General features: G+C 72.0%; 22 protein-coding genes. 14 read left to right on the top strand and 8 right to left on the bottom strand.

Features of this window, described 5'->3' with window-relative positions:
- Nucleotides 1-22 precede the first annotated feature (22 nt).
- From BM290_RS05915 to BM290_RS05900, 4 genes are all read left to right on the top strand, one after another.
- On the top strand, nucleotides 23-1,150 hold the full coding sequence (locus BM290_RS05915) for a glycosyltransferase family 4 protein (protein WP_093610767.1): 1,128 nt from the start codon (nucleotides 23-25) through the stop codon (nucleotides 1,148-1,150).
- A gap of 354 nt (nucleotides 1,151-1,504) precedes the next feature.
- Nucleotides 1,505-7,339 (top strand): IPT/TIG domain-containing protein, encoded by a 5,835-nt coding sequence (locus BM290_RS05910; protein ID WP_177319590.1) that lies wholly within the window; start codon nucleotides 1,505-1,507, stop codon nucleotides 7,337-7,339.
- Nucleotides 7,340-7,533: 194 nt separating this feature from the next.
- Nucleotides 7,534-9,477 (top strand): ABC transporter ATP-binding protein, encoded by a 1,944-nt coding sequence (locus BM290_RS05905; RefSeq protein ID WP_093610763.1) that lies wholly within the window; start codon nucleotides 7,534-7,536, stop codon nucleotides 9,475-9,477.
- Nucleotides 9,478-9,520: 43 nt separating this feature from the next.
- Nucleotides 9,521-9,853 (top strand): thioredoxin family protein, encoded by a 333-nt coding sequence (locus BM290_RS05900; protein WP_093610761.1) that lies wholly within the window; start codon nucleotides 9,521-9,523, stop codon nucleotides 9,851-9,853.
- A 200-nt stretch (nucleotides 9,854-10,053) separates the two neighbouring features.
- Here the strand turns inward: BM290_RS05900 and BM290_RS05895 are convergent, their stop codons facing one another.
- Nucleotides 10,054-11,397, bottom strand: a complete 1,344-nt coding sequence (locus tag BM290_RS05895; protein WP_093610759.1) for an MFS transporter — start codon at nucleotides 11,395-11,397, stop codon at nucleotides 10,054-10,056.
- A 53-nt stretch (nucleotides 11,398-11,450) separates the two neighbouring features.
- Between BM290_RS05895 and BM290_RS05890 the strand changes: the two genes are divergently transcribed.
- The gene (locus BM290_RS05890; protein WP_239143396.1) at nucleotides 11,451-11,963 is read left to right on the top strand and encodes a MarR family winged helix-turn-helix transcriptional regulator; all 513 of its coding nucleotides are present in this window, start codon (nucleotides 11,451-11,453) and stop codon (nucleotides 11,961-11,963) included.
- A 220-nt stretch (nucleotides 11,964-12,183) separates the two neighbouring features.
- On the opposite strand, the gene BM290_RS05885 is transcribed toward BM290_RS05890, so the two are convergent.
- Complete coding sequence (locus BM290_RS05885; RefSeq protein ID WP_014688640.1) at nucleotides 12,184-12,852, bottom strand: response regulator transcription factor; 669 nt, start codon at nucleotides 12,850-12,852, stop codon at nucleotides 12,184-12,186.
- A gap of 7 nt (nucleotides 12,853-12,859) precedes the next feature.
- Nucleotides 12,860-14,536 carry a sensor histidine kinase gene (locus BM290_RS05880; protein WP_373871033.1) on the bottom strand — a complete coding sequence of 559 codons (1,677 nt, stop codon included), beginning with the start codon at nucleotides 14,534-14,536 and terminating at the stop codon, nucleotides 12,860-12,862.
- 137 nt (nucleotides 14,537-14,673) lie between these two features.
- Here BM290_RS05880 and BM290_RS05875 point away from each other — a divergent pair, with 137 nt between their 5' ends.
- A complete protein-coding gene (locus BM290_RS05875; RefSeq protein WP_093610755.1) occupies nucleotides 14,674-15,126 on the top strand; it encodes an SRPBCC family protein in 453 nt (150 codons plus the stop codon).
- Between the two features lie 94 nt (nucleotides 15,127-15,220).
- Here the strand turns inward: BM290_RS05875 and BM290_RS48125 are convergent, their stop codons facing one another.
- Complete coding sequence (locus tag BM290_RS48125; RefSeq protein ID WP_093610753.1) at nucleotides 15,221-15,682, bottom strand: hypothetical protein; 462 nt, start codon at nucleotides 15,680-15,682, stop codon at nucleotides 15,221-15,223.
- Between the two features lie 99 nt (nucleotides 15,683-15,781).
- On the opposite strand from BM290_RS48125, the gene BM290_RS05865 reads away from it, so the two are divergent.
- From BM290_RS05865 to BM290_RS05845, 5 genes are all read left to right on the top strand, one after another.
- Nucleotides 15,782-16,183 carry a hypothetical protein gene (locus BM290_RS05865; RefSeq protein WP_093610751.1) on the top strand — a complete coding sequence of 134 codons (402 nt, stop codon included), beginning with the start codon at nucleotides 15,782-15,784 and terminating at the stop codon, nucleotides 16,181-16,183.
- A 109-nt stretch (nucleotides 16,184-16,292) separates the two neighbouring features.
- Nucleotides 16,293-17,240 (top strand): ROK family glucokinase, encoded by a 948-nt coding sequence (locus tag BM290_RS05860; protein ID WP_093610749.1) that lies wholly within the window; start codon nucleotides 16,293-16,295, stop codon nucleotides 17,238-17,240.
- Nucleotides 17,241-17,251: 11 nt separating this feature from the next.
- The gene (locus BM290_RS05855; protein WP_093610747.1) at nucleotides 17,252-17,929 is read left to right on the top strand and encodes an endonuclease/exonuclease/phosphatase family protein; all 678 of its coding nucleotides are present in this window, start codon (nucleotides 17,252-17,254) and stop codon (nucleotides 17,927-17,929) included.
- 25 nt (nucleotides 17,930-17,954) lie between these two features.
- Nucleotides 17,955-19,274 (top strand): flavin-containing monooxygenase, encoded by a 1,320-nt coding sequence (locus BM290_RS05850; protein ID WP_093610745.1) that lies wholly within the window; start codon nucleotides 17,955-17,957, stop codon nucleotides 19,272-19,274.
- Nucleotides 19,271-20,047 carry an alpha/beta hydrolase gene (locus BM290_RS05845; protein ID WP_093610743.1) on the top strand — a complete coding sequence of 259 codons (777 nt, stop codon included), beginning with the start codon at nucleotides 19,271-19,273 and terminating at the stop codon, nucleotides 20,045-20,047. The genes BM290_RS05850 and BM290_RS05845 overlap by 4 nt, the downstream gene beginning before the upstream one ends.
- Here BM290_RS05845 and BM290_RS05840 read toward each other — a convergent pair.
- Together BM290_RS05840 and BM290_RS05835 are read right to left on the bottom strand one after the other, a co-directional pair.
- Nucleotides 20,030-21,457: an alpha,alpha-trehalose-phosphate synthase (UDP-forming) gene (locus tag BM290_RS05840; RefSeq protein ID WP_093610741.1), complete on the bottom strand. Its 1,428-nt coding sequence runs from the start codon at nucleotides 21,455-21,457 to the stop codon at nucleotides 20,030-20,032. The genes BM290_RS05845 and BM290_RS05840 overlap by 18 nt on opposite strands.
- Nucleotides 21,458-21,491: 34 nt before the next feature.
- Nucleotides 21,492-22,289 (bottom strand): hypothetical protein, encoded by a 798-nt coding sequence (locus BM290_RS05835; RefSeq protein ID WP_093610739.1) that lies wholly within the window; start codon nucleotides 22,287-22,289, stop codon nucleotides 21,492-21,494.
- Between the two features lie 142 nt (nucleotides 22,290-22,431).
- Here BM290_RS05835 and BM290_RS05830 point away from each other — a divergent pair, with 142 nt between their 5' ends.
- Nucleotides 22,432-23,106 carry a lysophospholipid acyltransferase family protein gene (locus BM290_RS05830; protein ID WP_093610737.1) on the top strand — a complete coding sequence of 225 codons (675 nt, stop codon included), beginning with the start codon at nucleotides 22,432-22,434 and terminating at the stop codon, nucleotides 23,104-23,106.
- Here the strand turns inward: BM290_RS05830 and BM290_RS05825 are convergent.
- Complete coding sequence (locus tag BM290_RS05825) at nucleotides 23,103-23,780, bottom strand: Crp/Fnr family transcriptional regulator (RefSeq protein ID WP_373871036.1); 678 nt, start codon at nucleotides 23,778-23,780, stop codon at nucleotides 23,103-23,105. The genes BM290_RS05830 and BM290_RS05825 overlap by 4 nt on opposite strands.
- Nucleotides 23,781-24,028: 248 nt before the next feature.
- On the opposite strand from BM290_RS05825, the gene BM290_RS05820 reads away from it, so the two are divergent.
- Entirely contained in the window at nucleotides 24,029-24,883 is an 855-nt protein-coding gene (locus BM290_RS05820) for a phosphotransferase enzyme family protein (protein ID WP_093610733.1), read from the top strand.
- A 34-nt stretch (nucleotides 24,884-24,917) separates the two neighbouring features.
- Nucleotides 24,918-25,415, top strand: a complete 498-nt coding sequence (locus tag BM290_RS05815; RefSeq protein ID WP_093611240.1) for a polyadenylate-specific 3'-exoribonuclease AS — start codon at nucleotides 24,918-24,920, stop codon at nucleotides 25,413-25,415.
- Here BM290_RS05815 and BM290_RS05810 read toward each other — a convergent pair.
- The gene (locus tag BM290_RS05810; protein ID WP_093610731.1) at nucleotides 25,393-26,034 is read right to left on the bottom strand and encodes a TetR/AcrR family transcriptional regulator; all 642 of its coding nucleotides are present in this window, start codon (nucleotides 26,032-26,034) and stop codon (nucleotides 25,393-25,395) included. The genes BM290_RS05815 and BM290_RS05810 overlap by 23 nt on opposite strands.
- Between the last annotated feature and the right edge of the window lie 30 nt (nucleotides 26,035-26,064).

Genomic DNA, 26,064 nt, shown 5'->3' with positions numbered 1-26,064 from the left:
GCCGCACCGAAGGAGAGCGCTGATGGGGCGCACGCTGCTCGTCACGAACGACTTCCCGCCGCGGCCCGGCGGGATTCAGCAGTTCGTGCACAATCTGGCGGTTCGCCAGCCGGCCGGGTCGATCGTGGTCTACTCGTCGACCTGGCGGGGGGCCGCCGAGTTCGACGCCGAGCAGTCCTTCGAGGTGGTGCGGGAGAGCACCGGCCTCCTGCTGCCCACACCCGCGGTCGCCCGGCGCGCCGCCGAGTTGGCCCGCGCCCACGACTGCGACAGCGTCCTCTTCGGCGCGGCCGCCCCGCTCGGTCTCCTGGCCCACGGCCTGCGCCGCAACGCCGGCATCGAGCGCGCCGTCGGCATCACCCACGGCCACGAGATCGGCTGGGCCGCCCTGCCCGGCGCCCGTGGCCTGCTCCGGCGGATCGCCCGCGGCAACGACGTCATCACCTACCTCGGCGAGTATCAGCGCACCCGCCTCGACAAGGCCCTGCACGGCCTCACCGACCTGCGCCGGCTGGCCCCCGGCGTCGACGTCGACACGTTCCATCCCGGTGTGGACGGTTCGGCGGTCCGCGAGCGGCACGGCCTGACCGGCCGCCCGGTGGTCGTCTGTGTCTCCCGCCTGGTCCCGCGCAAGGGCCAGGACATGCTGATCCGCGCCCTGCCGGAGATCCGCCGCCGGGTCCCCGGCGCCGCGCTGCTGCTGGTCAGCGGAGGCCCCTACCGCAAGACGCTGGAGCGGCTCGCCCGGGAGAACAACGTCGAGTCCGATGTGGTCTTCACCGGCTCCGTCCCGTGGGCCGAGTTGCCCGAGCACTACGCGGCCGGCGACGTCTACGCCATGCCGTGCCGTACCCGGGCCGCCGGTCTCGATGTCGAAGGCCTCGGCATCGTCTACCTCGAAGCCTCCGCGACCGGCCTGCCGGTGGTCGGCGGCGACTCGGGCGGCGCCCCCGACGCGGTCCGTGAGGGCGAGACCGGCTACGTGGTCGGCGGTTCCGACGTTCCCGCCATCGCCGCCCGGGTGGCCGAACTCCTCGCCGACCCGGCCAAGGCGAAGGCGATGGGCGCGGCCGGCCGCGCCTGGGTGGAGGAGGAGTGGCGCTGGGAGGCCCAGGCGGCCCGGCTCACCGACCTGCTGACCGCCCGCTGACGCCAGGGGGAGGACCCGCGCGGGCCGGGGTGACCCCACGCGCGGACGCCTGGGCGACCTGACGTGCGGCGCCCGGGCCGGCGCCACGGCGACTTTCCGGGCATGAGGCACGCCTGCCGTGGGCTCAACAGCCGCCCTGTCATCACTCGCTGTATCTGTCCCCGCCGGTCACAGACCGCTCGGTTCGGGGCGCGCGCCGCGGACCGGCAATCCGAGAGGGTTTCTCGAACAGCCCACGGCACCCTGGCCCGGAAGGGCAGGATCGGCCTGTTGACCATGCCTTTTCGGTTGGGGGCGGTTGTGGGCAGAGCCAGATTCGGTCGCGCCGCGGTGGCGGTTCTGACGCTTGTAGGGATGTTGTTCGTCACCCCGGAACCGGTGTGGTCCTCACCCTCGGTCAACGGCATGACGCCGATCGCGTCATCCGACGCCACGTTGAGCAACCTGGTGCCGAGTGGCGGCGGGGTGTCGGGGCTGGGGCCGTCGTTCGACCCGGGCAACCACTACTACCAGGCCATGACCAACACCGCTGAGGTGCTGCTGACGCCGACGCCGGCCGAGGGCGGTTCGACGGTCGCGGTGAAGCTGAACGGCGCCGCGCAGGCCCTGACGAACGGCGCTGCCGACCTGGACCTCGAGCGTGGCCGTAACGAGGTCCTGATCACCGTCACCGCACCGAACGGGGTCGCGACCGAGGAGTACCACGTCGCGGTCTGGCTGGGGCTGGTGCCGGTGCCCACGATCGTGTCGGTGTCGAATCCGTCGGCGACGGTCCACGGTGGGAGCCGCTCGGTCGTGACGGTCCGGGACGGCACGCCGCCTCCCTGGCCCACCTGTTTCAACCCACGGGTGGAGGTCGCCAACGAGCTGGGCGACGACTCGGGCGACGTCGAGAGCACGATCATCGACCCGGACAGCGGCCTGACCCGGATCGTGGTGGAGATGCCGGACGTCGACCAGGCGGGCGTCTACGACCTGCGGGTGCTCAACCAGTGCCAGTCCGGCAACTCGGTGGCGATCTCGGAGAAGGCGATCACCTACGTCGACGACTTCCCGGTGACCGGTGTCGAGGCCCCGGAGCCGCTGACGGCGGGCAAGGTGATCAAGTTCCACGGCAAGAACGTGACCAACATGGCCGACGACGTCGAGTACTGGGTCGCGAACGCGGACGGCAGCAAGATCATCGAGATGGAGCCGTACGAGTACTGGGCCGGCGACGACACCGCCGCGGTGATGCTCGAGTACCGCAGCTGGGGTGACGTCTACCTCGGTGACGGCAAGCGGTATCTACGGGTCGGCCACTGCGAGAACAGCGTCGGCGACGCGGACTGCCGGATCTTCTTCTCCAAGGAGGTCGACTGGGTCGCCCCGGCGCCGGTCGACGTGTCGTTCTCGCCCTCGTCCGGCCCGGTCGCGGGCGGCACCAAGATCCGGATGCGGGGCCGGTTCCTCGTCTCCAGCCGGGGCAACCTGGAGATCAAGGTCGGCGGCAACACTGTCGACTCGTTCCAGACGATCAACAACGCGGACTGGGAGGACGAGGAGTACCCGGACCTCTGGAGCAACGGCTACGACGTCGTCGAGTTCCTGACCCCGCCCGCGACGCTGCCGGGAGCGGTGCCGATCACGGCGACCACCCGGTTCGGGGCGACGGCGGCGCGGGGCACCTTCACCTACGGCGCGCGACCCGAGATCACCACGATCAGCCCGGCCACCGTCGCCGACAGCGGCGGCTCGGTGATCACCCTGACCGGCACCGGTTTCGGCACGAGCGGCCGGCCGTCGGTCATCATCAACGGCGTCAAGTCGCCGTACGTCACCCGCGTCGGCAGCACGAGGGCCTACGCCGTGGTGCCCCCGTCGAACGACACCGGCCCGGTCGACGTGCAGGTCGTGTCACCGCAGGGCGGCGGCACCTCGGGCGCAAGGCCGCTGACGCTCGCCGCGCCGTCGACGCTGCCGTCGATCACCACGATCCGTCCCACGACGGCGAAGCCGGGTGACTCGGTCACGATCACCGGCACGAACTTCGGGACGGCCGGCACGGTCGGGGTCGCCGTCGGTGACGTCTGGGCCCGGGTGACCGCGTCCACCGCCACCTCCGTGACCTTCGACGTCCCGGTCGTGGACACCCCCGGTCCGCAGGCCGTGCTGGTCGGGGCGACCACCGGCGCGGTCGCCGAGCCGAGTGGGCTGACCGTTCTCCCGCAGCCCGCGATCAGCAGCGTGTCGCCGGGCGCCATCCCGTCGTACGCCACGGGCAGCGCCGCCAAGGTCACGCTCACCGGCGTCGGTTTCGGCGCCACCGGCAAGGTGAAGGTGGGCGCCGCCGCCGCGGTGTCCTACACCGCGGCCGGAGGCGGCACCAGCATCGCCGACGTCGTCGTGCCGACCGCGGTGGCCGGTTCCCTGCCGGTCGTCGTGACCCCGGCCGGGTCGACCGAGGGGATCCGCTCCACGGTCCGGGTGACCGCGCCGACCTTGACCTACGTCGGTGGTGACCCCCACGAGGAGATCTTCGAGGAGGTCAATCTCGACGACGACGACCGCGGCGCGATCCTGGAGTCGCCGGTCACCGGCGGCGCCCGGATGCGGCTGGAGGGCACCGGCTTCGGCTCGTCGGGCACGGTCAAGGTGGGCCGGGCCACGGTGACCCCGATCTCGTACTCGGACACCGCGATCGTCCTCCGGGTGCCGGCGCACGCTGTCGGCACCGAGTCGGTGACGGTGGCGCCCGGCGGCGGCGCGGTGACGGTGTCCCGCCCGCTGGCGGTGCGCTACGTCGCCGCGATCGTACGGCCGTCGATCGTGCGGATCGTCTCGGCCACGGACCTCGGGCACCCGACCCGCAGCGACTTCGACCCCGGCCCCGACCTCGACGACACGTTCACCCTGGTCGGCACCGATCTGATCGGCACGTCCGCGGCCAAGACCCGGATCGTCGTCTCGGACTTCTGGGGCGACAATCCGATCCCGGTGACGCCGAGGACCGTGACGGCCACGTCGGTCACGTTCTCCGCCCCGCGGACCGTCCAGTCGGGCGGGTGGAAACGGGTCACCGTGATCACCGATGTCGGCAGCGCGTACGCCCAGCACGGCATCAACTACCTGCAGCAGGGCCTGACCCTGAGCGCCAGCGCGACCTCCGGCTCGTGCCTGCGCCAGCCGCAGCCCGCCGGCGGTGGGGTGACGCACGCCCCGGCAGCCGTGACCATCACCAACTCCGGAACGGCCTTCGGCTCCACCGGCACCGTGACCATCGACGGGGTGGCCGTCACGCCGGACACCTACACGAACGCGAGCATCACCTTCGACATGGGTGACCTGACGTCGAACCTGAGCAGCCCGTGGGGCGGCAAGACGATCCTGATCACACCCACCGACAACACGCTGCCCGCGCAGAAGGTCGGGTTCACCTGCATCGTGCCGGTCTCGGCCGCGACCACTGTCAACGGGGGCACCGTCCCGGTGACCGTCGACGCCGGCGCCTCGTTCACGATGGGCTACACCACCGGCGGCTTCATCAGCCCCGACACGCTGACCGTCGCGAACCCGGGCGGATACGAGTACGTCACCGCCGTCCAGTACGCCGACACCGGTTTCACCAGCGGAGTGAAGGCAGGGGTGCCGGCCGCGGCGGGCGACTACTTCATCCGGGTGGCGCGTTCCCGGGCCACCTACGCCGGCGACCGTTACCGGTTCACCGCCGATCCCGAGCCGGTCCGCGTGACCATCACCGGCAAGGCGATCACCCTCACCCCGCAGTCGGCGAACGGCCCGAGCTTCGTCTACAAGGGCAGGCTCACCGGCGGCGCGGCCGGCAGCGCCGCCGACGTGACGTACACCGTCCAGTCGTCGGTCACCCCGGACCGGATCACCGGCCTGGTGTGGGAGTACCGCAACTCCTCGTGCGACGGGCTCGGCATCGACCAGGGCTGGACCGAGGGGATCCCGCAGAACGTGGCGCGCGAGTCGGACTCGTGCGGTGGCGACCCCACCCAGCTCGCGGCCTGGGACGTACGCGTCAAGTCCTTCGAGATGAAGGCGAGCGGCGTCGACCGCTCCGGCCTGTACCTCGCGACCAGGCCGACGGTCCGGTTCGCGATCACACCCAAACCGGTGACGGTCGCGGCGGTCCGCGCCGATCGCGTCTACGACGGCACCACCACGGCACGCCTGACCGGGTTCAGCCTGACCGGAACCGTCCCGGGTGACGATCTCGGCCTGACCGGGGACTCCGGTGGGGGCACGTTCGCGACGCCGGCGGCCGGTGTGAACAAGACCGTCACCCTCGGCGCCGACATCACCCTGTCCGGCGGCGCGGCGGGCAACTACGCGTTGTCGGATCCGCGTCCCGCGGTGGTCGGCACGATCAGCAAGGCCGACGCGACCCTGGGCCTGGCGGTGGACCGGGCAGCGGTGCTGCTGTCGCAGGGCACTCCGGTCACCGTGACCGCGGACGTTCGCGACACCCGTACCGGGCAGGCCCCGGACGGCATGGCGGGCGTGGCCCCGGTGATGCCGGCCTCGGAGACCCCCGACGTCTGCACGGTGGGGATGCCGACCGTCACCGTGCTCACGGCCGGGTGGATCGCCACCCCGATCGGGCCCGGCACGTGTGTGATCAGCGGCCAGCAGGCGGCCTCCACCAACTACAACGCGTCCCGGGCGGTGAGCGACAACACCTCGACCGTCGAGTACGCCGAGTTCCAGGTGTTCGCCGCCGCGCAGACGATCTCCGTCATCGCCGACGACCTGATCGTGGCCGAGGGCGACCAGGTCATCCCGACGGCGCAGTTCACCGGCCTGTTCGACGGCGACGAGATCAGCAACGTGCCGTTCGAGTACTTCCGGGGCGCCACTCCGCTCGGGTCGACGGCGCCCACCGAGCCGGGCACCTACCGGATCGTCCCGGCCGGCGGCACCCTCGCCGCCGCGAACAACAGCGCCTACACCAACCCGTCGAGCTTCCGCGCGGTGGCCGGCTCACTGGTCATCACGCCGAGGCCACCGGCCGTCACCAAGCTGGTCCCGTCGTCCGGTTACGTCTCCGGCGGCACGCTGGTCACGGTCACCGGTGAACGGCTCGACACGGTGCGGTCGCTGCGCATCGGCGACACCACGCTCCGGGCCGGCGAGTTCCAGGCCAACGAGGCCGGTACGGAGCTGACGTTCCGTACCCCGCGGGTCCCGGAGCCCGTCATCGTGACGATCACCTTCGTCGCGGGCACCGCCGAGACCGAGGAGACCTACAACTACCTGGCCGATCCCGAGCCGTCACCGTCGCCCTCGCCGACACCGCAGGTCCCGTTCGAGCCCGAGCCCAGCCCGTCGCCGTCGGAGTCGCCGAGTCCGTCGCCCTCCGGGTCCGAGAGCCCGTCGCCGTCACCGTCGGTCTCGCTCACCCCGTCCCCGTCCCCGTCGGCGTCGAGTTCGCCCACCCCGGCCCCGTCCCCGACACCGTCGCAGACGCCGGCCCCGAGCCCGACCCCGCAGCCGACGGAGAACCCGCAGCCGACAGGTCCGGTGCAGCTGAACCTGAGTCTCGAACTCGAGGCCGACTCGAAGCTGGTCGGAGCCAACGCGACGATGACCGGTGGCGGTCTCAAGCCCGCGTCCGACTACGTGCTCACGATGAACTCCGAGCCGGTGGTGATCGCCAGCGGCAAGACCGACGCGGCGGGCGACTTCCGGGCGCTGATCACCATGCCGGGCAAGGCGTGTGTGGCCGGCGGCCTGCACGAGCTGGTCCTGACCGGCACGGCGCCGGACGGCACGACAGTACGCGACAGCAACTGGGTCGTCCTCGACGACACGTGCACGGCCAGCACCGGCTCCGGCACGAAGCCGCCTAAGGACTTCACCGTGCCGCTGGGGTGGTTCATCTTCCCGTACCAGTCGGCGCATCTGAGCCCGAAAGCGAAGAAGACGATCCGGCAGTCGGTCAGCGCGATGCGCGGCGCCAAGCTGATCACCATCACCGGCTACACGCAGACCAAGAAGAAGTCGAAGGCCGCGAAGAAGGCCAACCGGATCCTGGCGCTGAAGCGGGCGAAGGCGGTTCGCGACTACCTGCGGAAGCTGAAGGTGCGCACGACGATCAAGACGGTCGGCGCCGGCGGCGTCAACCCGGTCGATGAACACAACCAGAAACTGAACCGGCGGGTCACCATCCGGGTCCGCTACTGATCGACCCGGACCACCACGCGGGAGGCTCCGGCCGGGACACGGCCGGAGCCTCCCGGCGTTCCGCGAGGGATGCGTGAATACGTGAATGAGCGGGCGAGCGGGTGGACGGCCCGCCGGGCACGGCGTAGGAACGGAGACGGGGCCTTCCGGTACGCGATCCGCCGTGCCGAAGGCAGACCGAGAGGTGGCCGTCGATGCCCGATCCCGCCCCCGAGACCCCCGAAGAAGCCCCCGAGGACGGTGTAGCGGTCGCGGCGGAGGGCATGCTCGCCGCACAGGACGACGGGGAGCTGGAGCTGCCCTACTGGCTGACCAGCACCGAGGAGGCGGCCAACACCACGTTCCGGCAGATGGTGCGGCGGCTGCCGGCGCTGCTGCGGGAGGCCTGGCTGCTCGGCTGGCGGGCCAGCCGGCGGACCACCGTGGCGGTGCTGCTCCTGCAGGTGGCCGCGGGCGGGGCGGCCGCGGTGGGCCTGATCAGCGTGGTCGGCGTGCTGGACGGGTTGCTGCTGGCGGGGCCGACTCCGGAACGGGTGCGGGCGGCCGTACCCTCGCTGCTGCTCTTGATCGTCGCTCTTGCCGTGCGGGGTCTGCTGGCGTCGGCGGCCACGGCGGCACACGGCCGGCTGTCACCGATGGTCTACGAGGCCGCCGAGATGCGGCTGATGGATCTGACGACACGGGTGGATCTGGCCACCTTCGACGATCCGTCCTGGCGCGACGCCATGGAGCGGGCCCGGGACCGGGGGATCTCCGCCGCGCAGCAGGTGGTCGACCACGGCATCGAGGTGCTGACCCACCTGGTGGGGCTGGCCGCGGCGGCGGGTGTGCTGGCGGTGCTGCATCCGGCGCTGCTGCCGATGCTGGTGCTCGCGGTGGCGCCGACGGCGTGGGCCGCGGTGCGCTCGGCGAAGCTGGGGTACCGCAGCAAGCTGCGGCTGATCGCCGTCTGGCGACGGCAGCGGATGCTCGCCTACCTGCTGGCGGCACGGGAGCCGGCCGCCGAGTTACGAGCCTTCACGGTACGGCGATTCCTGCTCACCGAGGTCGGGAGGCTGCTGCGGATCTCCACCCTGGAGGAGATCCGGGTGATCGGGCGGGTCGTCCGGACCAACCTGGCCGGGCAGGCGCTGAGCGGGCTGGCGACCGGTCTGGCGTACCTCATGCTGTTCTGGCTGTTGTGGACCGGCCGCATGGAGCTGGCCGCCGCGGGCGCCGCCGCCTATGCGATCAACCTGGGCATCGGCAAGCTCTCCGAGCTGGCGTTCACCGCGAACCGGGTCTACGAGCAGGGTCTCTACTTCGCGGACTTCCAGGGCTTCTGCGAGATGTCCTGGGCGCGGGCCGAACCCGAGCCGGCGGCCGACGCGCCCACCGCGTTCCGGGAGATCCGGCTCGACGGGGTGACCTTCAGCTATCCGGACGCCGAGCGGCCCGCCGTGAACGGGGTGGCCATGACGCTGCGGCGCGGGCAGATCGTCGCGCTGGTCGGCGAGAACGGATCGGGCAAATCGACGCTGGCGGCCGTGCTGGCCGGCCTCTACCGGCCGCAGAAGGGCACCGTCACCTGGGACGGGGTGGACGTGTCCCGATTCGGCCCGGAGCGGATGCGGGAACGCGTGGCGGTCGTCATGCAGGAGCCGACCCGATGGCCGCTGTCGGCCCGGCTCAACATCGCGATCGGGCGCCACGACCGGCCCGCGACCCTCGCCGCGGTGCAGGAGTCGGCGCGGGCCGGCGACGCGCACGAGTTCGTCGTCGAGCTGCCCCGCCAGTACGAGACGCTGCTCTCCCGCCACTTCACCGACGGCGCCGACCTGTCCGGCGGGCAGTGGCAGCGGCTCGCCGTGAGCCGCGCGTTCCACCGCGACGCGCCCCTGCTGATCTGCGACGAACCAACCGCCAACCTCGACGCGCGGGCCGAGCACGAGGTCTACCGCCGGCTCCGCGACCTGGCCGCCGGCCGGACCGTCGTGCTGATCACCCACCGGATGGCGAGCGTCCGCGAGGCCGACCGGATCTACGTCCTCGATCACGGCGCGATCGTCGAGGAGGGCGACCACGAGGAGCTGATGGCCGCCGCCGGACTGTATGCGCAGTTGTTCACGCTCCAGGCCGACGCCTACCGCACGGCCTGACCGCGGGGTGGCCGATGCGTCGCCCACGAGCAAAGATCAAGACATGCCCGATGCGGTACGGCTGGAGCCGGCCCTCCTGGCGCGGCTCGGCGTCGCGCCCGCCACGGTGACCCTGCTGCAGTTCTCCAGCGCGTTCTGCGCCCCGTGCCGAGCGGTGCGCCGGATCAGCACCGAGGTCGCCACCCTGCTGCCGGCCGTCCAGCACGTCGAGGTGGACGCCGAGAGCCACCTGGCCGAGGTCCGCGAACTCGGCATCCGGCGTACCCCCACCCTCCTGATCATCGACACCGAGGGCCGAGAGGTCCGCCGGGCCACCGGGGTCCCGGCGAAGCCTCACCTGATCGCCGCCCTGGCAGCCCTCCTCCCCACCCCCTGAACCCGCCGTTCCCCACGCGCGGTGGGAAACGGCAGGGAAGTCATGCCGGTGGGCCTCGACCCGCCCAGCGGTCATGAGTGGGCACGGACCCTGGGGTCCGTTTCGGAATGCGACCGGGGCTACGGCGTGGCCCAGCCGACGCCTGACGTCAGCCATCGCCTGGACCTCGCCTCGCACTCGGCCGCATTCCGAAACGGACCCTAGCCGCGGTGCGGGTCCGAGGTCAGTGCCACGGCCGGTGTCGGGTCGGCGGCCGGGAAATCCGGGTGGAGTGCGGCGGAGCCCGATTCGGCTGCGGGGTAGCCCGCGGCCAGGGAGGCGTCCGGGTCGTCGGGGGCGTCCGGGTCGTCGGCGGGTCGCCCGGTCCGGGTCAGGCGGCGGGAACCCGGCGCCGCCAGCATCGCGATCGCGGCGATGAGCAACACGCAGGCGCACGCCGTCAGGACGGGGTCGACGCCGAACCGGTCGGCGAGCGGGGCGGCCATCATGTTGCCGGCCGGCATGGCCAGGAACGAGGCCATGTAGTCCCAGGAGGCGACCCGGCCGAGGAAGCGGTGCGGCACGTTCTCCTGCAGGGACGTGTCCCAGGCGACGTCGTAGAAGAGCAGGCCGGCGTAGCCGATCACGGCGCCGATCATGATGGTGGCGAGGGTGCCGGGCCAGACGTAGGAGAGCGCCCACACCGACATCAGCGGCAGGGCCAGCAGGCCGGCCAGGAGCAGCCGCCGGGGACGGTATCGCATGCCGATCGCCGAGCCGATCACGCCGCCCAGGCCTTCGGCGGCGGCGATCCAGCCGATCGCGTGGGGGCCGCCGAGCCGCTCCATCGCGACGATCGGCACGAGGATCAGGATGACGCCGTTGGCGATGTGGTAAGTCGTGGCGCCGAGCAGGTTCGCGAGGAGCCAGTCGCGGCTGCGGATCTCGCGGAGTCCGGCGGAGAGTTCACCGAGCATGGGGGTACGAGGGCCGCGCGGGGCCCGTACCCCGATCATCGCGGCGGCGACCAGGGAGGCGAGGAAGCTGACCGCGTTGATGGTGAAGCCGGTCGGCGCGCCGAAGGCGGCGACGGTGATGCCGGCGGTGGCGGGACCGGCGATGCCGCACGCGGACTGCAGCAGACTGAGGGTGGCGTTGGCCCTCTGCCGGTCCTCGGCCGGGACGAGCAGGGGTTTGAGCGAGCTCATGGCGGGGCTGAAGAAGCTGCCGGCGCCGGCCGAGACGACGGTGAGCGCGCAGAGCAGCGTCAGGTGGTAGCCACCGGTGGCGAACATGGCGGCGATGCCGGCGGTGGCGGCGAAGCGGATCAGGTCGGAGGCGACCATGACCCGCTGGGGTTGGAGCCGGTCGGCCCAGATGCCGCCGAAGAGGGTACCGGCGAGCAGCGTGAGGATGTTCGTCGCCATGACGAGGCCGAGGTCGCGTGCGCCGTGGGCGCCGCCTCCGGTGGTGATGACGGCGACGGCGAGGGCGACGGTCTGGAAGGCGTTGCCGAGCCAGGAGAGGCCCTGGCCGATGGCGAGCAGCCGGAAGTCACGGGTCATGGTCGCCGAGACTAGTTCACCGTCTAACTATCGGCAATCTAATAGTTAGAGGCGTGGCACACTTGGTGCTCATGGAGGACAGCGTGGACGAGCACGTGGCCCGGTGGTCGAGTTTCTGGAAGAACGAGCCGGCCTTCGCGCCCGAGGTCGAGGGCGCACTGGTGCGGATGAAGCACATCCAGCGGTGGATCGACCGGGCCGACCTGGCGATCTTCAACGAGGGGTTCACCGTCCAGGACTACAAGACGCTGCACGTGCTGATGGTCCAGCCGTGGCCGACCGAGGCGACCCCGGCGCAGCTGGCCGAAGCGGCGAACGTGACGCGGGCGGCGATGACCAGCCGGCTCGACCGGCTGGACGAAGCGGGGCTGATCACGCGCCAGATGGACGGCGTCGACCGGCGCCGGGTGATCGTCAAGCCCACGCAGAAGGGCCGGGAGATGTGGAGCAAATACATCTTCAAGGGCATGGCGGTCGATCAGCGGGCCCTCGGCGCGCTCGGCCATGACGAGTTGAAGCAGCTCAACGACCTGCTGCGGAAGGTCCTGCTCGCCCTGGAGGAGTGACGGCCGCCCCCGTGCGGCTCACCCGGCTCGCGGGCTCACCTTCCTGGCCGTCTCCGCCGTGGGTCACCTCATCGGTGGGACCGCAGCCACCATCGCGGCGGCAGCTTCTCGGGCTGCTCGCCGCGTTTCTCGACGCAGCCTCCGGGCTCTGCCGGCGCTACGCGGCTTATATCCTGATTCGGCGTCCGAAATACAGAAACGCCGAATCTGTCGAGGATGTCTAGAACTTGGGAGCGTCCGGCGCTTCCAGCAGACCCAGCCGGAGCGCGGTCATGAGCGCTTGCGCCCGGTTGGCCGCACCCAGCTTCTCGTAGAGCTTCGAGATGTGGGTCTTCGCCGTCGACTCCGACACGAACAACTGCTTGGCGATGCCGGCGACACTCATGCCGTCGGCGAGCAGCCGCAGCACCTGACCCTCGCGGGGCGAGAGCTGCGGGCCGGACGGGGCGAGACGGCGCTTCATGGCCTCGGCCAGATCGGCCGCGGTGAACGCGCTGGGCGCCGACGCGGCGTGCCGGGCGGCCGCCACGACCTCGTCCGCCGGGGCCGTCTTGGGCACGAACGCGCTGGCCCCGGCCTCGAGAGCGCCGAAGAGCTGATCGTCGCCCGCATACATGGTCAGGACCACGATGCCCATGTTCGCGTTGTTCTTCCGCAGGGCGCGGGTGGCCTCCAGGCCACTGCCGTCGGGCAGGCGCAGGTCCATGATCACGACATCCGGCTGCAGGGCGCCGGCCTGGCGCACCGCCTCCGCCGCCGTGGCGGCCTCGCCGACGACCTCGAACTGACGGTCGCGCTCGAATGCGTGTCGCAGCCCCTTACGGATCAGGTCGTGATCGTCGACAAGGAGGACCTTGGTGCGCGTCGTCGGCGCAGGACTGGTCGACATGCTCGGGTTACTCCCCTTCTGGAGCTGAAACGCTATCCCGCACGCTATCGCGCCGAGGCGGTGTTCCGAGCACTACAGCGACGGTTGTCCCGCTGGGGTGTCGCGGCGTGATCCGGAGACGGCCTCGGATGCGTTCGGCACGTTCCGCCATGATGGTAAGGCCGTAACGGCCGTCAGGTCGCGTGTCCGCGAACCCCTTGCCGTCGTCGGACACCTCGATCTCCGCATACGGCGGGTCGACGGTGCAGGTCACCCACAGGTTCGACGCGCCGGCGTGCTTGCGCGCGTTGGTGATCGCCTCCTGGGCGATCCGCAGCAGCTCGGCCTCGGTCGCGGCCGGCAGCCGGGCCGTCGACTCGTCGAAGGTGAAGTGCACCCGTAGCCCGGCGCTGGTGCCCAGGGTCCGCGCATACTCCGCGATGGCCGCGGCCAGGCCGCCGTTGCGGTCGACCTCGGAGCGCAGCTCGAACAGGCTCAGCCGCAGCTCGGTGATCACCCGGGTCACCTCGGCCCGCAGCGTGCGCAACTCCTCGGCGGTCTCCTCGGCGCCCTCCGGCAGCGTCGCCTGCGCGTTGTCGATGCCGTAGCCGACCATCACCAGCTCCTGCGCCACGCCGTCGTGGATCTCCCGCGCCAGGCGCTGGCGCTCCTCGTTGGTGGCCAGCGAGCGCACGTCGTCGAAGAGCAGGGCGGCCTCCAGCCGCAGCGAGGCCGGGCCGGTCACCTCGGTCACCGCCTGGACCACCGAGGACGGGTACGCCCCTGAGGCGTCCGTCTCCAGGATGACCAGCCCGATCGTCCGCACCCCGGCGACCAGTGGCACCACCAGCGAGGACACGTCGCCCCCCTGGTGGCTGCGCGCCTGGGAGCGGCTCGCCGTCTGTGGCTGCTGGGTGGCCCACGCGTCGGCGATGCCCGAGTCGGCGTCGAGCGTGGTCTCCCAGTCGACCCGCTCGGCCCCGGTCTGCGCGAGCACCACCAGCCGCCCGCCGCCGCTGGCCGACAGCACCGCCGCCCGGTGGCCCGGAGCGACCACTCGCAGCTCCTCGAGCAGGTGCTCGGAGATGCCGCCCGGGTCGAGGGTGGCGCCCGGCAGCGAGCGGGCCACGCTGCGCAACTGGGTCAGCAGCCGGGTGGCCTCCGCGTAGGGCTGCGGGGTCGGGTCGGGTGGCTGCAGCAACTGCCGCATCGTCTCGGTGGCGAACGTGATGATCGCGCCCTGCACCAGCCACTGGGCGCAGACCGCGTAGTAGCCCTGGTCCATGGTGCGGAACGCGAACCCGCTGACCGCCATGGTGACGGCCGCCGCGCCGAGCAGCGCGATGCCCTCGGTCTGGCGGCGCCGCAGGGCCGCGGTGAGCAGCGGCACGGCGAGATAGGGCAGCACCGCCTCGGAGCCGAAGCCCCCGTTCACCCGCCCGATGGCGTCGGCCGCGTGCGCGACCGAGCCGGCCGCCAGGCAGGCCACCACGACCTCGCCGAAGCGCCCGAGCGGAGCCAGCACGGCGTGGCCGCGGGCCAGGAAGGAGGGCGCCGCCGCGACCGCCAGGAGGGCGATCCAGGCGAGCTGGGCGACACTGCCGGTGACGGCGTAGGTCAGGGCGGCGACCAGCACGAGCATGACGGCACGGGCCGCGGCTTCGGCCGGGCGAATGCGCGCGGGACCACTGGCGAGGGCTGGCACGTGACGGATGGTAGCGGGAGGGACCGACATCGGCTCGTCGGTGCGCTGCCCGGCCGGGTGTCACGTGTGCGACGGACCCCGTGCGGGCGCCGCCCCGGCCGCGCGATCCGTCGTGCCCGGCGGGTAGCCTCGCGGTCATGGCGGACACCTCGACACAGTCGATTCAGGTCCATGCGCCCCTGGCCCGGGTCGCGGCGGTGATCTGCGACTTCGCGCGCTATCCGGAGTGGGCGGAGTCGATAAAGCGGGTGGAGGTCCTCGAGGAGTACGAGGACGGTTACGCCGCGCAGGTGCGGTTCCAGATCGACGCGACGGTGCTGATCGACGAGTACACGTTGGAGTACGCGTACGCCGACGATCTGTCCCGGATCGAGTGGAGCCTGGTCGAGCCGTCTAAGACGCAGCGCTCCCAGGAGGGCTCCTATGACCTGGTGGAGACCGCCGGCGGGGAGACCACCGTGACGTACACCCTTGCGGTGGATCTCGCGATCGGAATGCTGGGGATGTTCCGCCGCAAGGCCGAGAAAATGATCATGGATACGGCGCTGAAGGAGCTCAAGCGCCGCGTCGAGAGCCTGCCCGCGGCCTGAGCCGCCGGCCGAGGGGAGCGGAGATGCCCGGTTCAGCTCGGGAGGAGGCCGAGCGGCTCGTCGCGGCGATCCTCGCCCGGACCTCGGCGGGTGGTCACACGTCCGGGGACGGATTCGGCCTCCTGGGTGAGTCGGTCGCCGGCCTGATCGGTGTGCTCGGCCGCGACGACCTGTCCACCGGCAGCGCCGAGTGCTGCGTCTGCCCGGTCTGCAAGGCGATCGCGGCGGTGCGCGACCCCAGCCCAGAGACCGCCGAGCGGCTCGCCGCCAGCGCCGGCGAGATCGCCAGCGGGGTGGCCGGGCTGATGCGCGCCTTCTCCTCGATGACCGCCGAGCGTCCCCGTCCGCCGGCGCCGCGCAGCCGTCCCGCGCCCGCCGCACCGGACCGGGCCTGGGCCGCCGCGACCCACGTCGACGACGAGCCACCCGCGCCCGACGCCGGCGGCGATCCCTGGGCGGCGGCCAGCGCCGCCGACGCCCGTGCGGCCGCCGAGGCGGCCCGGGCCCGCGCGGCCGCGGCCGAGGAGGCGGTGGCCCGGGCGGTCGAGCAGGCCAAGGCCCGTGCGGCCGGGACTTCCGGCCATGGGGGTCAGCGGCCGCCCGCGGGAGCATCTCGGGGGAGCGGCGACGGCGGCTCCCGGGCAGGTGGCGACGTGTGGGCCATGGCCACGGCTACGACGACGGCTCCGGCTTCGGCGTCCGCCACGCCTTCGGCATCGGCTCCGGCTTCGGCGTCCGCCACGCCTTCGGCATCGGCTCCGGCATCGGTATCGGCTCCGCCTTCGGTATCGGCTCCGGCTTCGGTATCGGCTCCGGCTTCGGTATCGGCTTCGGTATCGGCTTCGGCTTCGGTATCGGCTTCGGCTTCGGTATCGGCTCCGGCATCGGAATCGGCTCCGGCATCGGAATCGGCCGAGACTTCGGCTTCGGCGTCCGCCGCGCCTCCGGCTCCTGCCGCGGCTCCGGCATCGGCCGCGGCTCCGGGCTCGGTGCCGGGTCCGGATTCCCGGCGGGGCGGGTCGGAGGTGGCCGCAGACGACGCCGCCGAACCCCGTAGCGTGGATCATGAGCTGGGCGCTTCGGCGTCCGAGGACCGTGAGCCGGGCCAGGGCGACGACGCCCGCCCCGGCGCCGCGGTGTAACTGTTTGCAGAGGGGACGGGCAGCGTGACGCTGACCATCGGAATCGACGTCGGCGGCACCAAGGTCGCCGGTGGTGTCGTCGACGAGCTGGGCAACGTGCTCGCGTCGAACCGGCGGCCGACGCCGGCGGACGATCCGGCCGGCACCCGGGACACGATCGTCGAGGTGGCCGCCGAGCTGGTGGAGCAGTACCCGCAGGCGACCGCGATCGGGATCGGCGCCGCCGCGTGGATCGACGCCACCGGCTCGACCGTGCTGTTCGCGCCGAACCTGGCGTGGCGTGACGAGCCGCTGCGCGACTACGTGAGCAAGGCGACCGGCCTGCCCGTCGTGCTGGACAACGACGCCAACGTGGCGGCCTGGGCGGAGTTCCGGTTCGGGGTCGGCAAGCAGGCCGAGTCGATGGTGATGATCACCGTGGGCACCGGCATCGGCGGCGCGATCGTGGTCAACGGCAACCTGTGGCGCGGCGCCAACGGCATCGCCGCGGAGCTGGGCCACATCCAGTCGGTGCCGGACGGGCATCCGTGCGGCTGCGGCCGGCTGGGCTGCCTGGAGCAGTATGCGAGCGGCAACGCCCTGGTCCGGTTCGGCCGGGCCGGCGCGCGGCAGGAGCCGGAGCGGGCCGGGAAACTGCTGGAGCTGGCCGGCGGCGACGCCCTGGCGATCACCGGCCGGCAGATCACCGAGGCGGCCCGGTCCGGGGACGGGGTCGCGATGGACGCCTTCGCCCAGGTCGGCTACTGGCTCGGGGTGGCGCTGGCCGACCTGGCGCAGAGCCTGGACCCGCAGATCATGGTGATCGGCGGCGGTGTGATCGACGCGGGGCCGCTGCTGATGGGGCCGCTCGAACGGACGTACCGCGATCAGCTCGCCAACCGGGACCGTTTCCCGGTGGCCGAGATCCACGCCGCCCGGATGGGCAACGCCGCCGGTGTGGTGGGCGCGGCCGACCTCGCCCGGCGCGGCTGAGGCGGCCGGGGATGTCCGGGGTTCCGCTGCGGGTGGTCAGCTACAACGTCCACGGGTTGCGGGACGATCGTGCGGCGCTCGGCGCCCTGGTCCGTGACCTGGCCCCGGACGTCCTCGTCGTGCAGGAGGCGCCACGCCGCTTCCGATGGCGGCAGAAATGCGCCGCGCTGGCCTCGGAGACCGGCCTGGTGGTGGCCGCCGGCGGGCTGCCGTCGCTGGGCAACCTACTGCTGGTCAGCCTGCGGGTGGCGGTCCGCCGTACCTGGTGCATGCGCTACCCGCTCACCCCGGGCCGGCACCTGCGGGGCGCCGTCTTCGCCGAGGGCGCGGTGCGGGGCGCCACGTTCACCGTCTCCGGCTCGCATCTGGCCACCGACGCCGCCGAGCGGCCGTCCCAGGCCCAGCACTGGAAGACGGAGCTGGACACGCTCAGCGGGCCGCTGATCGTGGCCGCCGACCTCAACGAGGGGCCGGGCGGCGGCGCCTGGCGGACGGTCGAGGACGGGCTGTCCGGCTCCGGCGACGACGTGGCCACCTTTCCGGCGGGCGCGCCCAGCCGGCGTATCGACGCGCTCTTCGTCAGCCCCGACGTGACCATCGAACGTTACGAGATCATCTCGACCGATCGGGCCCGCGTCGCGAGTGATCATCTACCGATCGTCGCGGACCTTTTGCTCCCTTCCTCCTAGGCTCGCCGTCTGCGAGGATCGCCGGGTGCAAGACTCCCCGGACCTCGGAGACCGTGGCGACGCCGTCTGCGTTGTCGGCGCCGGCGCCAGCGGCCTGACCGCCCTCAAGAACCTGCGTGAGCTGGGCTTCGCGGTCGACTGCTACGAGCGTGAGACCTCGGTCGGCGGCGCGTGGAACTGGCGGCACGACCGCAGCCCGGTCTATGCCGGCGCCCATCTGATCTCGTCCCGGCCGCTCACCGAGTTCCCCGACTTCCCGATGCCCGACACGTGGCCCGACTATCCGCACCACAGTCAGATGCTCGAGTATCTGGAGCGCTACGCGAAGCACTTCGGGCTGGGCGAGCACATCTGGTACGGCATGGAGGTCACGTCGATCGTCCCGGCCGGCGAGGGCCGCTGGGACGTGACGATCAAGTCGACCGGCGGCGGCACGTCCCGGGTGCAGCGCTACGCCGCCGTGGTGATCGCCAACGGGCACAACTGGGCGCCGGTCACGCCGGAGATCCCGGGCGACTTCGCCGGCCAGGTGATCCACGCGAGCGCGTACAAGGAGCCGTCCCGGCTGCGCAACCGCCGGGTGCTGGTGATCGGCGGCGGCAACACCGGCTGCGACATCGCGGTCGAGGCGGCCCAGCACGCGACCCGGGTGTGGCACTCGACGCGGCGCGGTTACTGGCACTTCCCGAAATACCTCGGCAACCGCCCGGCCGACCAGGTCTACCACCGCAGGGCCCCGGCGTGGCTGCGGGATCGCCGGCTGCGCCGTACCGCCGCGGATCTGACCCGGTGGGGTGTCGCCGCGCCGGACCACGCCCCGCTGGAGAGCCACCCGATCGTCAACGGCCTGCTGCCGCACTACCTAGGACACGGCCGGATCGAGGCGGTGCCGGACGTGACCCGCTACGACGGCGCGTCGGTGGAGCTGGCCGACGGCCGGCGGATCGAGCCGGAGCTGGTGATCACCGCGACCGGTTACCGCCCGCGGTTCGACTTCGTCGCCCCCGAGGTGCTCGACATCGACGCCGACGGCCGTCCCGACCTGCACCTGCACGCGTTCGCCCGCAAGCACCCGACGCTCGCCGTGGTCGGGCTGGTCCAGCCGAACGCCGGGCTGCTCCCGCTGGCGCACTGGCAGAGCGTCGCGGTGGCCCGCTGGCTGCGGCTGCGCGCCACCGCCCCGGAGAAGGCCGCCGAGGTGCAGAAGGAGGAGTCACAGCGCCCGCTGGCGTCCTGGTCGCGCCGGAAGGTCGTGCCGACGCAGCGGCACTGGTTCGAGGTCGACCACGTCGAGTACCTGAAGGCCGTGGAGAGCCTGCTGCACCGCATGGAGTCGAGCAAGTGAGCGAGTTGCTGCGTTTCGAGGACTGGTCGGACCCGGTGCCGGCGGCCGAGCGGGAGGTCGTCTCCCAGCTGCCCGACGACGACCGGGGCCGTCCGCCGCTGCTGTTCGTGCCCGGCCTGGGTCACGGCGCCTGGGCGTTCGCCGAGCACTGGATCGGGCACGCCGCGGGCCGTGGTTTCCCGGCCCACGCGGTCAACCCGCGTCCCGGTGGCGACCTGCGGGCCCAGGCGCACGACGTGGTGCAGACGGCGGCGTCGCTGCCGCGCCAGGCCGTGCTGATCGGCCACGGCACCGGGAGCCGCGTGGTGGCCCGCGCGCTGGGCCGTTACCCGGCCCGGGCGGCGGTCCTGATCGCCCCGGTGCTGGACGGCTGGGCGGCCCTGGGCGCCGCGCTGCGCAGCAACCCGGCCGGGACCGTGCCGGCCCTGTTCGGCGGGCGGCTCACCTTCTCCGGGCGGCAGCTGTTCGGGCCGGACCTCCCGGCCGAGGAGGCGGCCGCGCACCTGGAGCGGATCGGCGCCCGGCCGCGGGCCGAGCTGTTCTCCCGGGACACGCTGCCGGAGCCGGTCGGCGGGCCGCCCACGCTGGTGGTGGGCAGCCCCGACGACCGGGTGGTGCCGCGGCAGGCCCTGGACCGGGCGGCCGCCCGGTACGGCGGCGCGCCGCTGCTCTTCCCCGGCATGGGGCACTACCTGATGCTGGAGACGAGCTGGGCCGAGCCGATCGACGCGATCCTGGACTGGCTGGACAAGGAGTTACCGCCGGCGGGCTGACGGGGGCAGCCGCTCGGCGAGCCGGCCGGTGTGGTCCAGCGCGGTCAGGTAGGCGCGCGCCCACGCCATGATGTCGTGCCGGGCCAGGTGCCGCCGCATGGCCGTCATCCGGGCGGTCAGGTCGGCGCTGTCCGCCTCCATGGCCTGCAGCAGGGTCGCCTTGAGCCCGTCCACGTCGTGCGGGTTCACCAGGAACGCCTGCTCCAGCTCGGCGGCCGCCCCGGCGAACTCGCTGAGCACCAGCGCGCCCGCGCCGTCCTCCCGGGCCGCCACGAACTCCTTGGCCACCAGGTTCATCCCGTCCCGCAGCGGGGTCACCACCATGACGTCGGCGGTCTGGTAGAGGGCGGCCAGCTCGGCCCGCGCGAACGGCTGGTTGAGGTAGTGGATGGCGGGCTCGCCGACCCGGCCGTACTCGCCGTTGATCCGGCCGACCTCGCCCTCGATCCGGTCACGCAGGCCGCGGTAGCTCTCCACCCGCTCCCGGCTGGGCACCGCCACCTGCACCATCACCGTGTCGCGCACCTTCACGAACCCGTCCCGCAGCAACTCGCTGTACGCCGTGAGCCGGTGCTCGATGCCCTTGGTCCAGTCGAGCCGGTCGACGCTGAGCAGCACCCGTTTCGGCTGGCCGAGGTCGTGCCGCAGCTGCCGGGACTGGGTGACCACGTCCGGGCGGGTGGCCAGCGCCCGCATCTCGGCGACGTCGATGGAGACCGGGAACGCCCCGGCGCGTACGGTCCGCCCGTCCACCGTGATGGCGTGGTCGGTGGCGGCCACCCGGAGCAGCTTCTTGGCCAGCTGGGCCACGTTGTGCGCGGCCTGCTCCCGCTGGAAGCCGACCAGGTCGGCGCCGAGCATCCCGCGCAGCAGCTCGACCCGCCGGGGCAGCTGCATGTACAGCTCCGGCGGTGGGAACGGCACGTGCAGGAAGAAGCCGATCAGCAGGTCGGGCCGCAGCTCCCGGAGCATCTGCGGGACGAGTTGGAGGTGGTAGTCCTGCACCCAGACGGCGGCGCCCGGCTCGGCCACCTCGGCGGCGGCCTCGGCGAACCGCTGGTTGACCGACCGGTACGTCTCCCACCAGCCGCGGTCGAAGACGGGCTGCTGCACGGCGTCGTGATAGAGCGGCCACAGGGTCGAGTTGGCGAACCCCTCGTAGTAGCCGCGCAGCTCCTCCTCGGTCAGTGACACGGGCCGTAACCGCAGGCTGCCGAGGTCGGGCAGGGGTGGTGTCGGGCCCACCCCACCGGCCCAGCCGACCCAGGTGGCCGGGGTCTGCTCGAGGATCGCGTGCAGGGCGCTGGCCAGGCCGCCTGGGCTGCGGCGCCACTCGCAGGCGCCGTCCGGGGCGGCGCTGTCATCGAGGGGCAGGCGGTTGGCGACGACGACGAGCGAACTCTGACGCATCACCGTAGGTTACTGCCCAGACACCAACATCTGTCTATACGACGGCGCCGTCGTCGAATTCGTCGTCGTCGTCGCCGGACCGCAGCCGCCAGACCAGCGTGGCCGCCCCGGCGATGATCGCGGCGAAACCGAAGAAGGTGACCAGATCCCGGTCGACCGGAATCAGCTCGGGGAAGAGGAACAGCACGAAACCGGCCGCCACGCCCAGCAGAGCCGCCACCGTGTATTTCGAGATGCGCGGCAGGGGCGGGGGAGGGGGCGGCACATACCGCTCCTCCTCGTCGTCCTCAGCGGGCAGATCGGCGCCGAACGTGTCGAGGCCGTAGAGGATCGACGGCTCGTCCTTCGGGTCGGTGCGCCGCCGGTTGTGCGGCGTGCCCTCCTCGGTGGTCGAGCGGATCGGCGGGGGCGGCGGGCCGGGGTCGTCCTCGGCGGCCGGCCACGGTGTCGTCTCCGCGTCGACGGTCGTGTGGAACCCTGCGATGATCTTGGCCCACTCCTCGTCCACCTCGGCCTGCGGCTTCGGGGTGGGCGCCGGCGGCGCCGGCGGGGTGGGCGGAGCTCCGCCGGTCACCTTCTGCAGGTGCTCCTTGGCGGTCTCCAGATGGGTACGGTCCACGAACAGCCGATCCACCGGACGCGCCGGCAGCGTCGTCGCCCGCAGGACCGGGTTGAGGTCGGCCGTCGGCTGAAGGTACGCCGCTATGCCGCCGGCCGCGAGCACGTCGAGCAGATGCTCGCCGATACGTGGATCGACATCTCCCGCCGCCGCGAAGTCGGCGGCGTCGAGCCCGTTGTCGCGCCGCCCGCGACGGGCGCCACCCGCTGTCACCGATGCACACCCCCTTGCCGACCGTGCCTTGAATGGTGACACGGCAGGCGCCCGTTGCGGGAGTGCGTTGTGGCGCGCCGCTCCCGCTTCGTACGCTTCCTGTCGCCCCAAACGCACGGTGGCATCCGTCGAAAGGACGTCAGTGTTCTACTGGCTGCTGAAGTTGGTGGTTCTCGGACCGGTGCTGAAGCTCGTCTTCCGCCCCAAGGTGGAGGGCCTTCATCACGTGCCCCGGTCGGGTCCGGTCATTCTCGCCTGCAACCACCTCTCGTTCTCGGACTCGATCTTCACCCCGCTGATCATGCGGCGGAAAGTGACCTTCGTCGCCAAGGCCGAATACTTCACCGGCAAGGGGATCAAGGGCTGGTTCTCGCGGATGTTCTTCACCGGCGCGGGGACGATCCCGGTGGACCGTTCGGGTGGCGAGGCGGCCCAGGCGGCTCTGGACACGCTGCTGCGGGTGCTGCGGGAGGGAAATGTCGCCGGCATCTATCCGGAGGGCACCCGCTCGCCGGACGGGCGGCTCTACCGCGGCAAGACCGGTGTGGCCCGGCTGGCCCTGGAGAGCGGCGCCCCGGTCGTCCCGGTGGCCCTGCTGAACACCGACGAGATCCAGCCGACCGGCACCCTGATCCCCACGGTCAAGCGGGTTCGGATCAGAATCGGTCAGCCGCTCGACTTCTCCCGCTACGCCGACCAGCGCGGCGACCGCTTCGTCGAGCGCGCGATCACCGACGAGATCATGTACGAGTTGATGGCCCTCTCCGGCCGGGAGTACGTCGACGTCTACGCGTCGACCCTCAAGGCGGCGGCCTAGCCGGTCATCCCGGCGCGGCGGCGCAGGGCCTGCACATCGGTGACGACGATGCGCCGGCCCTCGGTGCGCAGCCAGCCGCGGCTCGCGAAGGAGCCGATCGCCTGGTTGACGCTCTGCCGGGAGCCGCCGGCCATCTCGGCGAGCTGGCTCTGGTTGAGCTCGATGGTGATCATCGGCGCCTGGCTCTCGCCGGAGAGCCGGACCAGCGTCTTGGCCACCCGGCCGGGCAGGTCGAGGAAGACGTGATCCGCGTTCTGCTCGGTGAGCCGGCGGATCAGGCCGCCGACCGAGCGCATCACCGCGTCGAGGATGCGCGGGTTGGAGTGCACCAGCTCCATGAAGGCGACCCGCGACAGCGACAGTGCCTGCGAGTCCTCGATGGCCTCGGCGGAGGCGCTGCGGGTGGAGGCGTCCAGCAGGGACACCTCGCCGAGCACGTCGGGTGGGCGGACCACGGTGAGAACGGCCCGCTCGCCGGTCGGGGCGGTCCGGAACACGGCGACGGCGCCCCGCTTCATGATGATCAGCGAGTCGCCGGGGTCGTGCTCGACGAAGAGGATCTGGCCCTTGCGGTAGTGGCGTGGGACGGCAGCGGCGATGACACGCTGGCGCACCTCTGGCTCCAGACCGGCGAACATGTCCACACCGGTGAGCGCGTCGCCGGGATCCGGCATGCGATGGTCCACGGCGCTATCCCCTCCCCCGGTGAGGACACGCCGACGGCCGACGGCGCCGGCCCCACGACGCGAACGATCACTCTTAGCACGAAGCGTGCTCCGAACGCCATTTTCAAAACGGACATTGAAGCTCGCCTCGTACGATCATGTCCCTTCGGTAGCGTTCTGTAAACCGTCAATCTCTCTGAGTCACTGTCGCCCTGTCTGTCCGTCGCATTGGTGCCAAGTGTCGAGATAATCCCGCGGTGCCGGATGATGACTTTCTTCGATCGACTCTGCGCGACCAGTGGCACCTCCTCCCATCGGAGCTGATCGAACTCCCGCTGACTCTGATGTCGCGCGGCTGGGAGTTCGTCGCGGGCGCCGTGACCTACGTGGCACGCCTGGTCGAGATCGGCTGGCGGCATCGGATGGAGGGCGGGCTCGCGGCCGCGATGCACCTGCGCCGGCGCCGGATCGACGCGGGCGAGCCGGTCCGCACCCTCGGCGGGGCCCTCACCGTGGCCACCCCGTACGGCGCGCTCGCCGTCCTGCGCCGCATACCGGGCCGGCGTCTCGACGGGCGGGACCCGGTCGACCAGCAGTGGTGGGGGGAGCGCCTGGGTGCCGTACACCGTGCTCTCCACGGTTTCCGGCACCCCGGCCTGCGGCCCTGGCAGCCTCTCGACCCGGACGCCTCGCACCTCGATGCGGAGCCCTGGCTCCGCGAGGCGGTGGCCGCCGCGCTCACCGCCGCCACCCGGCTCACCGTGACCGACCACCTCACCTCCGGGGTGCTGCACGGCGACCCCGCGCCGGAGATGTTCCTGCTCGATCCGGCGACCGGCCGGTCCGGCCTGCTCTTCTGCGGGGCCGGCGGGACCGGGCCGCTGGTCCACGACGTGGCCGCCGCGGTCGCCTACGCGGGTGGGGCCGAGCATGCCGGCGAGTTCCTGGACGGCTATCTGGCGGCCGGGCCGGTCGGCGCCGACGAGATGGAGGCCGCCCTGCCGGTGCTGTTGCGGCTGCGCTGGGCCGTACAGGCCGATCTGGCCGTCCGGTATGACTGCCCGGACGGGCTCGGGATGGCCCGGGAGGCGCTGGAGTCCATGCCCGGATGACATGCCCGCCGGGCGATGGGCGAGGATGAGCGGGATGCCATATCGCTATTTCTATGACTGTGAATTCATCGAGGACGGCCGGATCGTCGACCTGGTCTCGATCGGTGTCGTCGACGAGTTCGGCCGCGAGTTCTACGCGGTCAGCACCGAGTTCGACGACTCCCGCGCCGTGCCCTGGGTGCGCCGCAACGTCCTCGACAAGCTCCCCTCGCCGTCGGACCGGGCGTGGCGCAGCCGCGAGCGGATCCGCGAGGACCTCTACGAGTTCCTGATCGAGCCGATCCGTGGCCGGGGCGAGCAGATGGAACTCTGGGCGTGGTATGCGGCGTATGACCACGTGGCGCTCGCCCAGTTGTGGGGCGCGATGCCGGCCCTGCCCCGGGAGATCCCCCGGTTCACCAAGGACCTGCGTCAGCGCTGGGACGATCTGGGCCGTCCGCATCTGCCGGAGATGGCCGGCCGGCACGACGCGCTGGTCGACGCCAAGCACAACCTGGCCCGGTGGAACGCTATGACCGCGACGAGCGCATAGGCGGCACGCAGCCCCGCATGACCCCGCGGACGTCGGTCTCGGTCGGCGCGGCGCCGAGCGTCCCGTTGTCCGGCCGGGCCCGCAGGCCGTCGATCACCAGCTCCAGATAACGCTCGTAGAGGCCCGGACGGCACCCTTCGCTGTGCTGGGCCATTTCGGTCACCATGGCCATGATGATCGGGAAGTCGTGAAACCCGGCGTCCGGCCGTAACGTGCCCTCGGCGTGGGCGCGCTCCATCAGTTGCTCCAGCAGCGGCACGATCTGCTCGCCGGCCTGCTTGAAGTGCTGCTCGCCCATGCTCAGGGCGGCGTCGCGCAGTCCGCGGTCGGCGGCGTGCCAGCGGGCCGAGGTGCGCAGGAAACCGGTCAGCCCCTCCCAGGCCGAGGGTGCGGTGAGCGCCTCCTCGGCGAGCGTGACCAGGTCTTCCAGGCGGTCGGTGAAGACCGCGTCGATCAGCTCCTCCTTCGTCGGGAAGCGCCGGTAGACGGTGCCCACGCCGACGCCCGCGTGATGGGCCACGTCGTCCAGGGTGGCGGCGAATCCCCTGGTCGCGAAGACCTCGCCGGCGGCCTCGATGATCCGCTCCCGGTTGCGCTGTGCGTCGCGGCGAAGTGGCATGTGGCCAAGCCTACAACTAAGTGGAGGCAA

It is taken from the genome of Actinoplanes philippinensis (assembly GCF_900113015.1).
GTDB lineage: Bacteria > Actinomycetota > Actinomycetes > Mycobacteriales > Micromonosporaceae > Actinoplanes > Actinoplanes philippinensis.
This window is presented reverse-complemented; position numbering and strand designations above follow the sequence as displayed.

Coding starts and splice junctions, on each gene's coding strand:
- BM290_RS05900 (WP_093610761.1), top strand. CDS start 9,521: ATGCCCGATGCGGTACGGCTGGAGCCGGCCCTCCTGGCGCGGCTCGGC.
- BM290_RS05905 (WP_093610763.1), top strand. CDS start 7,534: ATGCCCGATCCCGCCCCCGAGACCCCCGAAGAAGCCCCCGAGGACGGT.
- BM290_RS05895 (WP_093610759.1), bottom strand. CDS start 11,397: ATGACCCGTGACTTCCGGCTGCTCGCCATCGGCCAGGGCCTCTCCTGG.
- BM290_RS05840 (WP_093610741.1), bottom strand. CDS start 21,457: ATGCGTCAGAGTTCGCTCGTCGTCGTCGCCAACCGCCTGCCCCTCGAT.
- BM290_RS05855 (WP_093610747.1), top strand. CDS start 17,252: ATGTCCGGGGTTCCGCTGCGGGTGGTCAGCTACAACGTCCACGGGTTG.
- BM290_RS05815 (WP_093611240.1), top strand. CDS start 24,918: ATGCCATATCGCTATTTCTATGACTGTGAATTCATCGAGGACGGCCGG.
- BM290_RS05915 (WP_093610767.1), top strand. CDS start 23: ATGGGGCGCACGCTGCTCGTCACGAACGACTTCCCGCCGCGGCCCGGC.
- BM290_RS05825 (WP_373871036.1), bottom strand. CDS start 23,780: ATGCCGGATCCCGGCGACGCGCTCACCGGTGTGGACATGTTCGCCGGT.
- BM290_RS05885 (WP_014688640.1), bottom strand. CDS start 12,852: ATGTCGACCAGTCCTGCGCCGACGACGCGCACCAAGGTCCTCCTTGTC.
- BM290_RS05875 (WP_093610755.1), top strand. CDS start 14,674: ATGGCGGACACCTCGACACAGTCGATTCAGGTCCATGCGCCCCTGGCC.
- BM290_RS05810 (WP_093610731.1), bottom strand. CDS start 26,034: ATGCCACTTCGCCGCGACGCACAGCGCAACCGGGAGCGGATCATCGAG.
- BM290_RS05910 (WP_177319590.1), top strand. CDS start 1,505: ATGTTGTTCGTCACCCCGGAACCGGTGTGGTCCTCACCCTCGGTCAAC.